Annotated in this window: 11 protein-coding genes and 5 tRNA genes; 5 read left to right on the top strand and 11 right to left on the bottom strand. The window is 69.9% G+C overall.

The annotated features are described in order from the left end of the window. Nucleotides 1-81 precede the first annotated feature (81 nt). Together leuD and leuC are read right to left on the bottom strand one after the other, a co-directional pair. Nucleotides 82-675 (bottom strand): 3-isopropylmalate dehydratase small subunit, encoded by a 594-nt coding sequence (gene leuD, locus ABZ267_RS29200; protein WP_356752661.1) that lies wholly within the window; start codon nt 673-675, stop codon nt 82-84. A 2-nt stretch (nt 676-677) separates the two neighbouring features. Continuing rightward, nucleotides 678-2,105, bottom strand: a complete 1,428-nt coding sequence (leuC, locus tag ABZ267_RS29195; protein ID WP_356752659.1) for a 3-isopropylmalate dehydratase large subunit — start codon at nt 2,103-2,105, stop codon at nt 678-680. Between the two features lie 173 nt (nt 2,106-2,278). Between leuC and ndgR the strand changes: the two genes are divergently transcribed. Then, on the top strand, nt 2,279-2,995 hold the full coding sequence (gene ndgR, locus ABZ267_RS29190) for an IclR family transcriptional regulator NdgR (RefSeq protein ID WP_003966003.1): 717 nt from the start codon (nt 2,279-2,281) through the stop codon (nt 2,993-2,995). Nucleotides 2,996-3,175: 180 nt separating this feature from the next. Here ndgR and ABZ267_RS29185 read toward each other — a convergent pair. The 9 genes from ABZ267_RS29185 to ABZ267_RS29145 all read right to left on the bottom strand — a co-directional run bounded on the left by ABZ267_RS29185 (nt 3,176) and on the right by ABZ267_RS29145 (nt 7,139). Next, nucleotides 3,176-3,248: transfer RNA gene (locus tag ABZ267_RS29185), tRNA-Glu, on the bottom strand. 20 nt (nt 3,249-3,268) lie between these two features. Beyond that, nucleotides 3,269-3,340 (bottom strand) — tRNA-Gln (locus ABZ267_RS29180). Nucleotides 3,341-3,352: 12 nt separating this feature from the next. Beyond that, nucleotides 3,353-3,425, bottom strand: a tRNA-Glu gene (locus ABZ267_RS29175). A 60-nt stretch (nt 3,426-3,485) separates the two neighbouring features. Next, nucleotides 3,486-3,558: transfer RNA gene (locus tag ABZ267_RS29170), tRNA-Glu, on the bottom strand. 39 nt (nt 3,559-3,597) lie between these two features. Further along, nucleotides 3,598-3,669, bottom strand: a tRNA-Gln gene (locus ABZ267_RS29165). 88 nt (nt 3,670-3,757) lie between these two features. Further along, nucleotides 3,758-4,477, bottom strand: a complete 720-nt coding sequence (locus tag ABZ267_RS29160) for an HAD family hydrolase (protein ID WP_356752657.1) — start codon at nt 4,475-4,477, stop codon at nt 3,758-3,760. 97 nt (nt 4,478-4,574) lie between these two features. Beyond that, entirely contained in the window at nt 4,575-6,089 is a 1,515-nt protein-coding gene (gene gltX / locus ABZ267_RS29155) for a glutamate--tRNA ligase (protein WP_356752655.1), read from the bottom strand. Beyond that, nucleotides 6,082-6,867, bottom strand: coding sequence for a fumarylacetoacetate hydrolase family protein (locus ABZ267_RS29150; RefSeq protein WP_356752653.1), 786 nt, complete (start codon nt 6,865-6,867; stop codon nt 6,082-6,084). Before ABZ267_RS29150 ends, gltX begins: the two co-directional genes overlap by 8 nt. 92 nt (nt 6,868-6,959) lie before the next feature. Then, nucleotides 6,960-7,139, bottom strand: a complete 180-nt coding sequence (locus tag ABZ267_RS29145; RefSeq protein ID WP_356752651.1) for a hypothetical protein — start codon at nt 7,137-7,139, stop codon at nt 6,960-6,962. 579 nt (nt 7,140-7,718) lie between these two features. On the opposite strand from ABZ267_RS29145, the gene ABZ267_RS29140 reads away from it, so the two are divergent. From ABZ267_RS29140 to ABZ267_RS29125, 4 genes are all read left to right on the top strand, one after another. Next, the gene (locus ABZ267_RS29140; RefSeq protein ID WP_356899733.1) at nt 7,719-11,447 is read left to right on the top strand and encodes a nitrate- and nitrite sensing domain-containing protein; all 3,729 of its coding nucleotides are present in this window, start codon (nt 7,719-7,721) and stop codon (nt 11,445-11,447) included. Then, on the top strand, nt 11,448-11,870 hold the full coding sequence (locus ABZ267_RS29135; protein WP_003966009.1) for a roadblock/LC7 domain-containing protein: 423 nt from the start codon (nt 11,448-11,450) through the stop codon (nt 11,868-11,870). A gap of 135 nt (nt 11,871-12,005) precedes the next feature. Further along, nucleotides 12,006-12,413, top strand: coding sequence for a DUF742 domain-containing protein (locus ABZ267_RS29130; RefSeq protein WP_015611637.1), 408 nt, complete (start codon nt 12,006-12,008; stop codon nt 12,411-12,413). Next, nucleotides 12,394-12,659, top strand: a 266-nt coding sequence (locus tag ABZ267_RS29125; protein WP_208623652.1) for an ATP/GTP-binding protein, incomplete at its 3' end; no start/stop codon positions are given. The genes ABZ267_RS29130 and ABZ267_RS29125, both read left to right, overlap by 20 nt.

The following is a 12,659-nucleotide window of genomic DNA, read 5'->3' as shown; positions in this document are numbered from 1 at the left end:
GAGTTGTCGCCCGAGGGGGGCTCAACAAGCGACTGCGCCCCCTGCCTGGAGGCAGGGGGCGCAGTCATGGAAAAGCGCTGCTCAGGCGTCAATTGTACGCGGTTTGTGGGCCGGCCTGGCCGCCTCGTAAGCGGCGATGTCCGCTTCGTTCTGAAGGGTGAGGCTGATGTCGTCGAGGCCGTTGAGCAGGCGCCAGCGGGCGTTCTCGTCCAGCTCGAAGTCGGCGGTGATGCCCTCGGCGCGGACCTGGCGGGTCTCCAGGTCGACGGTGATCTCGGCGCTCGGGTCGGACTCGCTCAGCTCCCACAGCGCGTCGACGACCTTCTGCTCCAGGACCACGGTCAGCAGGCCGTTCTTCAGCGAGTTGCCGCGGAAGATGTCGGCGAAGCGGGAGGAGATGACGGTCTTGAAGCCGAAGTTCTGCAGGGCCCAGACCGCGTGTTCGCGGGAGGAGCCCGTACCGAAGTCGGGACCGGCCACCAGGACCGAGGCGCCCTGGCGCTCGGGGCGGTTGAGGACGAAGTCCGGGTCTTTGCGCCAGGCTTCGAAGAGGCCGTCCTCGAACCCGTCGCGGGTGACCTTCTTCAGCCAGTGGGCCGGGATGATCTGGTCGGTGTCGACGTTGCTGCGGCGCAGCGGGACGGCCCGGCCGGTGTGTGCGGTGAAGGCTTCCATGGCTATGCGACTCCGGCGGGGGTACGGGTGTCGGACAGGTCGGCGGGCGAGGCCAGATGGCCCAGTACGGCGGTGGCGGCGGCGACCTGAGGCGAGACCAGGTGGGTGCGGCCGCCCTTGCCCTGCCGACCCTCGAAGTTACGGTTCGAGGTGGAGGCGGAGCGCTCGCCGGGGGCCAGCTGGTCGGGGTTCATACCGAGGCACATCGAGCAACCCGCGTGCCGCCATTCGGCGCCGGCGCCGGTGAAGACCTTGTCCAGGCCCTCGGAGACGGCCTGGAGCGCGACCCGGACCGAGCCCGGGACGACCAGCATCCGTACGCCGTCGGCGACTTTGCGGCCGTCCAGGATGGCGGCGGCGTTGCGCAGGTCCTCGATGCGGCCGTTGGTGCACGAACCTACGAAGACGGTGTCCACGCTGATATCGCGCAGCGGCTGTCCGGCGGTCAACCCCATGTACTCCAGGGCTTTTTCGGCGGCGTTGCGCTCCGAGGCGTCCTCGTACGAAGCGGGGTCGGGGACGTTCGCCGAGAGCGGCGCGCCCTGGCCGGGGTTGGTGCCCCAGGTGACGAACGGGGCCAGCTCGGTGGCGTCGATGACGACCTCGGCGTCGAACACCGCGTCGTCGTCCGAGCGCAGGGTCTTCCAGTACGCGACGGCCGCGTCCCACTCCGCGCCCTCGGGGGCGGCGTCGCGGCCCTCCAGATAGGCGAAGGTGGTCTCGTCCGGGGCGATCATGCCCGCGCGGGCACCGGCCTCGATCGACATGTTGCAGATGGTCATCCGGGCCTCCATCGAGAGCTTCTCGATGGCGGAGCCGCGGTATTCGAGGATGTAGCCCTGGCCGCCGCCGGTGCCGATCCGGGTGATGATGGCCAGGATCAGGTCCTTGGCGGTGACGTCCTCGGGCAGTTCGCCGTCGACCGTGATGGCCATGGTCTTCGGGCGGGCCAGCGGCAGCGTCTGGGTGGCGAGCACGTGCTCCACCTGGCTGGTGCCGATGCCGAACGCCAGCGCGCCGAACGCCCCGTGCGTGGAGGTGTGGGAGTCGCCGCAGACCACGGTGGTGCCGGGCTGGGTCAGGCCCAGCTGCGGGCCGACCACGTGCACGACGCCCTGCTCGACGTCCCCCAGCGGGTGCAGCCGTACGCCGAAGTCCGCGCAGTTCTTGCGCAGGGTCTCCAGCTGGACGCGGGAGACCGGGTCGGCGATCGGCTTGTCGATGTCGAGGGTCGGGGTGTTGTGGTCCTCGGTGGCGATGGTGAGGTCGAGGCGTCGCACCGGACGTCCGGCCTGGCGCAGACCGTCGAAGGCCTGCGGGCTGGTCACCTCGTGCAGCAGGTGCAGATCGATGAAGAGAAGGTCGGGCTCGCCCTCCGCGCGCCGGACGACGTGGTCGTCCCAGACCTTTTCCGCGAGTGTCCTACCCATCGCTTTCCCTCCGGCCGGCGTCTTCGCCGGCCCAACTAGAGATTCGGTGCGCCGCCGTCCGGATCCCCTGCGGGGCGGTGGCTGCGGGCCGTTGTGGGGCCGCCCGTACAGGTTCGCAACTTCCGCCGAAAATTGAACTTGCGTTTCACAGAGTGAGACGGGAGTATCGTCGTATGGACAACTCTAGCGGCGTCGGCGTTCTCGACAAGGCAGCTCTGGTATTGAGCGCCCTGGAGTCCGGTCCGGCCACCCTCGCCGGGCTGGTCGCGGCGACCGGGCTCGCACGGCCCACGGCCCATCGGCTGGCCGTGGCACTGGAACACCACCGGATGGTGGCGAGGGACATGCAGGGCCGGTTCATTCTCGGCCCCCGACTGTCGGAACTGGCGGCCGCGGCGGGCGAGGACCGCCTGCTGGCGACGGCCGGACCGGTACTCACCCACCTGCGCGACATCACCGGCGAGAGCGCCCAGCTCTACCGCCGGCAGGGCGACATGCGCATCTGCGTGGCGGCGGCGGAACGGCTGTCCGGACTCCGGGACACGGTGCCGGTCGGCTCGACGCTCACCATGAAAGCCGGTTCCTCCGCGCAGATCCTGATGGCCTGGGAGGAGCCGGAGCGGCTGCACCGCGGCCTCCAAGGAGCCAGGTTCACGGCGACGGCGCTCTCCGGCGTACGGCGGCGGGGCTGGGCCCAGTCGATCGGCGAGCGGGAGCCGGGCGTCGCCTCGGTCTCGGCCCCGGTGCGCGGCCCGTCGAACCGGGTCGTCGCCGCCGTCTCGGTCTCCGGACCCATCGAACGCCTCACCCGCCACCCGGGCCGGATGCACGCCCAGGCGGTCATCGACTCGGCGGCCCGCCTGAGCGAGGCCCTGCGCCGCACCGGCTGACCTCACACCCGTACGACGTCTCTCCCCCTGTTCCGGAAGGCCGCCCCAGCGCCGTGGCGGCCCTTTTCTTTCCCTGCCAACAGGGCTGTGACGTAAGCGACTTGGCTCAGGACGACCCTGACCCGGACAAGCGAAAAGGCCCTCCACCGAGGTGAAGGGCCTTCCCGTACCGCTCTGTTGTACCCCCGACCGGATTCGAACCGGCGCTACTGCCGTGAGAGGGCAGCGTGCTAGGCCGCTACACAACGGGGGCGTGGTTACTGCTGACTTGCGCTGGGCTACCAGGACTCGAACCTAGAATGACGGTACCAGAAACCGTAGTGTTGCCAATTACACCATAGCCCATGGTGTGACAAGTACCCCCGACCGGATTCGAACCGGCGCTACTGCCGTGAGAGGGCAGCGTGCTAGGCCGCTACACAACGGGGGCCCTAGCGATCCTGCATCAAGAACGTGGGTGCGACCCAGATGTTCTCGCGGGAAGGATCTGTACCCCCGACCGGATTCGAACCGGCGCTACTGCCGTGAGAGGGCAGCGTGCTAGGCCGCTACACAACGGGGGCTTGTCCTGCTGGATACTGCTGGTCTTGCTCGGTACTGCGCTGGGCTACCAGGACTCGAACCTAGAATGACGGTACCAGAAACCGTAGTGTTGCCAATTACACCATAGCCCACTGAAATGCAACCCCTGGTGGGGGCTTCACTTCTGTCTGCGCTTCCCGGCCGGATCTTTCGGCCCGCTCGGGCGGCGCAGAAAGAACATTACCCGAAGGTGTCCGGCGCTCCAAAACGGGTATCGCCCGCCAGCAGGCCCGGGAGCTGGTCGAGGCCGGTGATCGTCACGAGGTCCGTCCGCCCGCCCCTCCCCCGCCGGTCGAGCCAGATCCCGGTCAGTCCGGCGGCCACGGCCCCGCTCGCGTCGATGTCCGGCTCGTCACCGACGTACGCCACCTCGTGCGGCTCCAGCGCGAGCGCTTCGCAGGCCGCGTGGAAGGCTCCGGCCTCCGGCTTGGAGACGCCGAGCTCCACCGCGCAGACCATCGCCTCGAAGCGGTCCCGGATGCCGAGCGCGGTGAGCTTGCGGTGCTGGTGGTCGGTGCTGGAGTTGGAGAGGATCGCGTGGCGGTAGGCGGGTGCCAGCCGGTCCAGGACCGGCAGCACGTCCGGGAAGAGCTGCCAGGAGGCCTCGTAGTGGGACAGGTGGCCGGCGAACCACGCGTCGGCCTCGGCGTCCGTCAGCGGCCGCGAGAGGAACTCCCGCACCCGGTCCCGGCGCTGGCCGAGGAAGTCCGTCTCGCCGGCCGCGACACGGGCCCAGTGCCGGACCGTGATCGCCTTCCAGGCGGTGAGGGCCTCGTCGACCGTCGCGTACGCCTCGGGCAGTCCCACGCCCTCCAGGTGGAGCCGCATGCCGGTGTGGTCGGCGCCCGCGTAGTCGAAGATCGTGTCGTCGATGTCCCAGAGCACGGCTCGGATCGGCATGTACGTCACGTTAGCCGCCCGCGGTCGGCCGCGAGCGGTAAAAGCCGTGGAGGGCCGCAGCCGGTCGGCTGCGGCCCTCCACGGGGTGCCTCGTCGTCTACGCGGTCAGCTTGGCCAGCGCCGCGTCGATACGGGCCAGGCTCTTCTCCTGGCCCAGGATCTCCAGGGACTCGAAGAGCGGCAGGCCGATCGTGCGGCCGGTCACGGCGACGCGGACCGGGGCCTGGGCCTTGCCGAGCTTGAGGCCGTGCGCCTCGCCGGCGGTGAGGACGGCGTTCTTCAGCGACTCCGGATCGCTCCAGTCGGCCGCCTCCAGGTTGGCGCGGGCCGTGGTCAGCAGCGCGGCCGGCTCGCCCTTCATCGCCTTGGTCCAGGACGCCTCGTCCTCCACCGGCTCGTCCAGGAAGAGGAAGTCGACGTTGTCGGTGATGTCGGAGAGCACCGTGACCCGGGTCTGGGCGTACGGCGCGATCCGCGTCCACTTCTCCGCGTCGAAGGCCTCCGGGGCCCACGGCGCGAACGGGGCCTTCAGCCAGGGGCCGCAGGCCTCGGTGAAGTCCTTCACATCGAGCATGCGGATGTGCTCGGCGTTGATGTGCTCGGCCTTCTTGAGGTCGAAGCGGGCCGGGTTGGCGTTGACGTCCTTGATGTCGAACGCCGCGATCAGCTCGTCCACCGAGAAGATGTCGCGGTCCTCGGCGATCGACCAGCCGAGCAGCGACAGGTAGTTCAGCAGGCCCTCGGGCAGGAAGCCGCGCTCGCGGTACAGGTTGAGCGAGGCCTGCGGGTCGCGCTTGGAGAGCTTCTTGTTGCCCTCGCCCATGACGTACGGCAGGTGGCCGAAGGCGGGGGTCTCCTTGGCGATGCCCAGCTCGATGAGCGCGCGGTACAGAGCGATCTGGCGCGGGGTGGAGGAGAGCAGGTCCTCGCCGCGCAGGACGTGGGTGATCTCCATCAGCGCGTCGTCGACCGGGTTGACCAGCGTGTAGAGCGGGGCGCCGTTGGCGCGGACGATGCCGTAGTCCGGGACGTTCTCCGGCTGGACGGTGATGTCGCCGCGGACCAGGTCGGTGAAGGTGATGGCCTCGTCGGGCATCCGGAAGCGGACGATCGAGGAGCGGCCCTCGGCCTCGTACGCGGCCTTCTGCTCGGCGGTGAGGTCGCGGCAGTGGCCGTCGTAACCGGACGGGCGGCCGGCGGCGCGGGCGGCGTCGCGGCGGGTGTCCAGCTCCTCGGTGGTGCAGTAGCAGGCGTACGCGTACCCGGCGGCGAGCAGCTTCTCGGCGACGTCCTTGTACAGGTCCATCCGCTGCGACTGGCGGTACGGCGCGTGCGGGCCGCCGATCTCCGGGCCCTCGTCCCAGTCCAGGCCGAGCCAGCGCATCGAGTCGAGCAGCTGCTGGTAGGACTCCTCGGAGTCGCGCGCGGCGTCGGTGTCCTCGATCCGGAAGACCAGGGTGCCCTGGTGGTGCCGGGCGAAGGCCCAGTTGAACAGGGCCGTGCGCACCAGGCCCACGTGCGGGTTGCCGGTCGGCGAGGGACAGAAACGGACGCGAGGGGGTACCCCCTGGTCGAGCGGAGCCGAGAGCTTGGGGGAGGATGCGTTAGCCACGCTTGATCACCTTGTTGGTGAGAGTGCCGATGCCTTCGATGGTGACGGCGACCTCGTCGCCGACGTGCAGGGGGCCGACCCCTGCGGGGGTGCCTGTGAGGATCACGTCGCCCGGGAGGAGCGTCATGGCCTCCGTGATGTGGACGATCAGGTCCTCGACGGAGCGGACCATGTCGCTCGTGCGGCCGAGCTGCCGCTGCTCGCCGTTGACCGTCGCCTGGATGGTGAGGTCGTGCGGGTCCACGTCGGTCTCCACCCACGGGCCCAGCGGACAGGAGGTGTCGAAGCCCTTGGCGCGGGCCCACTGCTTCTCGCGCCGCTGCACATCGCGGGCGGTGACGTCGTTCGCGCAGGTGTAGCCGAGGATGACGTCCTTGACACGCTCGCGCGGGACCTCGCGGCACATGCGGCCGATGACGACGGCCAGTTCGGCCTCGTGGTGCAGGTCGTTGGAGAAGGAGGGGTACTCGATCGCGTCGCCGGAGCCGATCACCGAGGTGGTGGGCTTGAAGAAGGTGATCGGCGCGTCGGGGACCTCGTGGCCGAGCTCGGCGGCGTGCTCCGCGTAGTTGCGGCCGATGGCCACGACCTTGTTCGGGAGCACGGGAGGCAGCAGGCGGACCTTGTTCAGCGGGACCTTGGTTCCCGAGAGCTCGAAGTCGGCGTACGGGATGCCCTTGATGATGTCGAGGACGAGGTCACCGGATTCCACGGTGCCCTGTCCCTCGACGACGCCGAAGGCGACATTGCCGTCGATGGAGAACCTGGCGATGCGCACGGGATGCTGTCGCCCCTCACTTGCTGGCTGGCTGAAGACTGACGCTCCAGGCTAGCGCCTCGCCCGGCGCGGTGAGGGGGACAGCCGTGCCCTCAGCGGGCGGCCGCGACCGGGGCTTCCATGAGGATGGTGCGGCGCGGGTTGGCCGTGACGGTGGGCAGGTCGGCGGTGTGCTCCGGCAGGAACGGCGTCTGCAGCGCCTCGGCGTCCTTGAGGTGCGCCAGCGTGGTGCGCCGGGGGTTGGCAATGTTGCGGATCGTCGTCGTCTTCATCTGCCGTCAGGACCTTGTCGGTGAAGGGCACCGCCTCGGCGGCGCCTGCTTGTCGGATTCGCCATCCCTGTAAAGCGTCAGGCTAAACATCCGATTCCCCGCCGGAACCGCGATGAGGCGACGATCATCATGTGAGTTTGCTCACGAACTAATCGACAATTGACCTATTCCGGGCAGGTGATCATGGCCCAAGAAACGGACATTACCGTCCTGAATCCCTTATTCCGCTCCTGATCATCGCGACTGGGACACCCCCCACCCCTAAGCGACTCCTCCCCGATCGTCCTTTTTACCCACGATCACTCTCCACTGCTTGTTACTCGTTCATCACAACGTGTCACGCAGGTCACAGCCCGGTACATGGCCCTTGTTGGAGATCCTGCACTGTGCTGGAATTCCACGCACCGCCGCGGGTTTGAGGCCGGCGCACCGCGGCGCGACGCAGCGCCGAGGGGCGGCGGGAGGGGGAAGTACGCCGGTCACTCAACGACCACCATGGGGCGCGTCCAGCGCCCCACGACGCCGACACCGTTCTGTCCGTTCGCGGGTGGAACGCCTGGTCCAGAGGTTGCGACGCTAGTGCAGGGACGTTTCAAGAGGGATGGCAGCGCTCCGGCGGAACAGGAGCCGCGCGGCGGGACCGACCGCGGTTCCTCGCCCCAGCACGCCCAGAACCCCGGGCCGGCCGCTGCCGGCGACAACAGCGACCGTGCCCAGCGCCCGGGCTCCGCACCGAGCGGCGGAGCCGAGCCGAGCACGCCTCCCACCTCCCGCGGCCCGGTCGACACGGGGTCGCGAATAGCGCTCCGTAACTGGCGCATCAGCACGCGACTGGTCTCACTCCTCGCCCTCCCCGTGGTCGCGGCGACCAGCCTGGGCGGTCTGAGGATCAACGAGTCCATGACCGACATGCAGCAGCTGGAGCACATGCAGCTGCTGACCCAGATGACCAAGCAGGCGACCTCGCTCGCGCAGGCCCTCCAGGTGGAGCGCGACCAGTCCGCCGGTCCGCTCTCCAACGGCTCCAAGGCGACCGACTACAAGGTCTCCCAGCCGCGCGAGAAGACCGACCGGGCCAAGGACGCGTTCCTGGACGCGACCAACGAGATCGGCGACTTCGAGAACGACGACGCGCTGGAGAGCATCCACGCGAGCGTCGCCCAGATCGCCTCGCAGCTCGGCGACATCCGGTCGATCCGCAAGTCGGCGTACGAGGACGGCGCGCCGTCGCTCAACACCATCGACCAGTACAGCCAGCTGATCACCTCGCTGCTCAGCCTGTCCCAGGACATGGCCCAGGCGACCAGCAACCCGGACATGATCAAGCGGACCCGTGCGCTGGCGGCGTTCTCCTCCGCCAAGGAGTACGCCTCGATCCAGCGCGCGATCATCGCGGCCGCGCTGCCCGGTGGTTCGGTCAAGGAACCGCACCTCAACGAGAACGACAAGCAGTTCGGCTCCAACGCGCTCGACAAGGAAACCCGCGCGATCAGCTCGTTCAAGTCGATCTACGGGTCGACCGGCGAGAGCGCGGTGGACCTGATGGCGCCGCTGGACAACGGGAACAACCCCGAGATCAACGCGGCGAACATGTACGCCAAGCACATCCTCGACACCCCGAACGGGATCGACGGGGCGAAGGTGCGTTCGTACATGGACTGGTACGACCAGTCGTCCACCAAGATCGACGCGATGAAGACGATCGAGACCACCCTCCTCAGCGACATGGAGGCCAAGGCGCGCGAGCTGCGCGAGGCCTCCCAGCGCGAGGCGATCATCAACGGTGCGGTCATCCTCCTCGTCCTCGGTGTCTCGCTGGTCGGCGCCTTCGTGGTGGCCCGGTCCATGATCCGCTCGCTGCGGCGCCTCCAGGACACCGCCACCCGGGTCGCCCAGGACCGGCTGCCCGAGCTCGTCAAGCAGCTCTCCGAGACCGACCCGCAGGACGTCGACACCTCCGTCGAGTCGGTCGGTGTGCACTCCCGGGACGAGATCGGCCAGGTGGCCGCGGCCCTCGACGACGTGCACCGCGAGGCCGTCCGCCTCGCCGCCGAGCAGGCTCTGCTGCGAGGCAACGTCAACGCGATGTTCACCAACCTCTCGCGCCGTTCGCAGGGCCTCATCCAGCGCCAGCTCTCGCTCATCTCCGAGCTGGAGTCGCGCGAGGCCGACCCGGACCAGCTCTCCTCGCTCTTCAAGCTCGACCACCTCGCGACCCGTATGCGCCGTAACGGTGAGAACCTCCTCGTCCTCGCGGGTGAGGAGCCGGGCCGCCGGTGGACCCGTCCCGTCCCGCTGGTCGACGTGCTCCGTGCCGCCGCCTCCGAGGTGGAGCAGTACGAGCGCATCGAACTCTCCGCGGTGCCCGCCACCGAGGTCGCCGGCCGGGTCGTCAACGACCTCGTGCACCTCCTCGCCGAGCTGCTGGAGAACGCGACATCGTTCTCCTCGCCGCAGACGAAGGTCAAGGTCACCGGTCACGCGCTGCCCGACGGCCGGGTGCTGGTCGAGATCCACGACACCGGTATCGGCCTCTCGCCCGAGGACCTCGCGGCGATCAACGAGCGGCTCGCGCAGCCGCCGACCGTGGACGTCTCGGTCTCCCGCCGCATGGGTCTGTTCGTGGTCGGCCGGCTGTCGCTGCGTCACGGCATCCGGATCCAGCTGCGCCCCTCCGACTCCGGTGGCACGACCGCGCTGGTCATGCTGCCCGTCGACGTCGCCCACGGCGGCAAGCAGCCTCCGTCCAAGCAGGGCTCCGGCCAGCAGAACGGCTCCGCTCCCGGCGGCCTCCTCGCCGGCAACGGCAACGGTGCGGGCGCCGGTCAGCGCCCCGGCATCGGCGGCGGACCGGGCGGCCCCGGCGGCCCGGGTGCCAAGAGCCTCGGCTCAGGACCCGGCGCCCAGCGCGGCCAGGTCGGGGCGGGCTCCGGCCCGCGCGCCGCCCTCCCCGCGCGGGACAACGGCCCCGGCCGCCCGCAGGGCCAGCAGAACGGCCCCCAGGGCAACGGCGGCCAGCCCTTCCCGGGCCAGGAGCCCCAGCGCCAGGGCGGCGGCCTCTCCGGCGCCTTCGGCAACGGCGCCCGGCTCGGCGCACGCGGTCAGGGCGATGGTCCCGGCCGTACGGACGCGGGTCAGCCGAACCTGTTCGGCCACGGCGCTCCGGCCGCCCCCGGCCAGAACGGCCGCTCGAACGCGTTCGCCCCGCAGAACCAGCAGAACCAGCCCGGTCAGGGCCCCGGACACCAGCAGCAGGGCCAGCACCAGCAGGGTCCCGGCGCGCCGCAGCCCCAGCAGGCCCGGCACGAGCAGAACGGCCCCGGCCAGGGCGGCTTCCAGCAGCCCGGCGGCCCCGGCCGTCAGCTGCCGCCGACCGGCGGTCCCCGGGCCGAGCTGCCCGGCGGCAACCCGCAGCAGCGCCCCCAGGGCGCCAACTGGGGCGTGGACGCTCCGCGCGGCCACGAGGAGCACGACGCGACCGGGCAGTTCGCCCGGCCGGCGGGCCCCGGCCAGGACCAGGCGTTCAACGCCCCGCTGAACCAGGACCCGGGCGCGACCTCGCAGTTCGCCCGGCCGGACTTCAACGCGCCGCTCCAGCCGAACCAGAACCAGGGCTACGGCCGGCAGGGCCAGGACCCGGCGTCCACCGCGCAGTTCGCGCGGCCCGACTTCAACGCGCCGCTCCAGCCGAACCAGAACCAGGGCCTGCCCGCGCCGCGTCAGCGCGGCCCGGAGGACAACGGCTTCGGCGCCCCGCGTCCGTCGGCGTCCCCGGCGGGCGAAGCCCCGTACCGTCCCGCGCTCCCGCAGCAGCCGGAGGCCCTGCCGCCGGCCGGTCCCGGGGACGGTCGTACGCCGCTGTACGACACCCTGGAGACCAACTGGTTCCACGGCCCGGGCCAGGGCGGCCAGCAGGCGGCCGAGCCGCAGGCGCCGACCGCTCCCGAGCCCACCGGCGTACCCGTTCCGCCCACGCCGCGGCGTGGTGCGGCCGAGGCTCCGGTGACCAGCTCCTGGCGCGCCTCGCCCAACGACGAACTCGTACGCCAGGCCGAGCGGGTCAAGAAGCCGGCCGCCGGCGGGGTCACCACTTCCGGGCTGCCCCGCCGTGTTCCCCGCGCCAATTTGGTTCCGGGGACCGCTCAGCAGCAGAATCACCAGTCCGGACCTCAGGTTTCGCGTGCGCCCGATGACGTACGCGGTCGTCTGACCAATCTCCGCCGGGGCATCCAGCAGGGACGGCAGGCCAACAACGGCCCGTCGACCGGCAGTATCCATCTCGGCCCCACTCACCAGCAGGAGCGTTAGTTGAGCCCCATGAGTCAGGCCGCGCAGAATCTGAACTGGCTGATCACCAACTTCGTGGACAACACCCCAGGGGTGTCGCACACGGTGGTGGTCTCCGCCGATGGCCTGCTGCTGGCGATGTCCGAAGGATTCCCGCGCGACCGCGCCGATCAGCTGGCGGCCGTGGCCTCCGGTCTGACGTCGCTGACCGCGGGCGCCTCGCGGATCTTCGAGGGCGGCGCCGTCAGCCAGACCGTTGTGGAGATGGAGCGAGGATTCCTCTTCCTCATGTCCATCTCCGACGGGTCCTCACTCGCCGTTCTCGCCCACCCGGACGCCGACATCGGTCTGGTCGGGTACGAGATGGCCCTCCTGGTCGACCGTGCGGGCACCGTCCTCACGCCCGACCTCCGCGCCGAGCTCCAGGGCAGTCTGCTTCACTAGGCGGCCGTCCTGCGGATTCACGACACGATCCCCCCAGGTAATGCCCACAACCCTCACCCGTCAGGCCGCCTTAGTCCCCTCACCGGCCCCTTGCAGACGGCAAGCCGAGAACCTGCTGTCACGCCCGGAGGATTCATGACCCCGCCACCCGCCTCACCCGATCCGTACGGCGCACTGCACCACGCGTCGTACGACGAGGGAGGCGACCAGCCGCTGGTTCGTCCTTACGCCATGACCGGTGGCCGGACCCGGCCGCGTTACCAGCTCGCGATAGAGGCACTGGTCAGCACCACCGCGGACCCGGCGCATCTGGGGACGCTGCTCCCCGAGCACCAGCGGATCTGCCACCTGTGCCGTGAGGTCAAGTCGGTGGCCGAGGTCTCCGCGCTGCTGTCGATGCCGCTCGGCGTCGCCCGCATCCTCGTGGCGGACCTGGCGGAAGCCGGCATGGTGGCCATCCACCAGCCGGGCAACGGAGAGGCCGGCGGCGCGCCGGATGTGACACTGCTCGAAAGGGTGCTCAGTGGACTTCGCAAGCTCTAGCGGCGGTACGGCCCGCGCCACTACCTCCGCGAAGATCGTGGTGGCGGGCGGTTTCGGCGTGGGTAAGACCACGTTTGTCGGTGCCGTTTCGGAGATCAATCCGCTGCGCACCGAAGCCGTGATGACGTCCGCGTCCGCGGGCATCGACGATCTGACCCACACCGGGGACAAGACCACCACGACGGTGGCCATGGACTTCGGACGTATCACCCTGGACCAGGACCTGATCCTGTACCTCTTCGGTAC

The organism is Streptomyces sp. NPDC006174, from assembly GCF_040614075.1.
Lineage (GTDB): Bacteria > Actinomycetota > Actinomycetes > Streptomycetales > Streptomycetaceae > Streptomyces.
This window is presented reverse-complemented; position numbering and strand designations above follow the sequence as displayed.

What these genes read in the sequence shown, in the direction of transcription:
- leuD (WP_356752661.1), bottom strand. Translation starts at nt 675, where the DNA reads ATGGAAGCCTTCACCGCACACACCGGCCGGGCCGTCCCGCTGCGCCGC.
- leuC (WP_356752659.1), bottom strand. Translation starts at nt 2,105, where the DNA reads ATGGGTAGGACACTCGCGGAAAAGGTCTGGGACGACCACGTCGTCCGG.
- ndgR (WP_003966003.1), top strand. Translation starts at nt 2,279, where the DNA reads ATGGACAACTCTAGCGGCGTCGGCGTTCTCGACAAGGCAGCTCTGGTA.
- ABZ267_RS29160 (WP_356752657.1), bottom strand. Translation starts at nt 4,477, where the DNA reads ATGCCGATCCGAGCCGTGCTCTGGGACATCGACGACACGATCTTCGAC.
- ABZ267_RS29145 (WP_356752651.1), bottom strand. Translation starts at nt 7,139, where the DNA reads ATGAAGACGACGACGATCCGCAACATTGCCAACCCCCGGCGCACCACG.
- ABZ267_RS29130 (WP_015611637.1), top strand. Translation starts at nt 12,006, where the DNA reads ATGACCCCGCCACCCGCCTCACCCGATCCGTACGGCGCACTGCACCAC.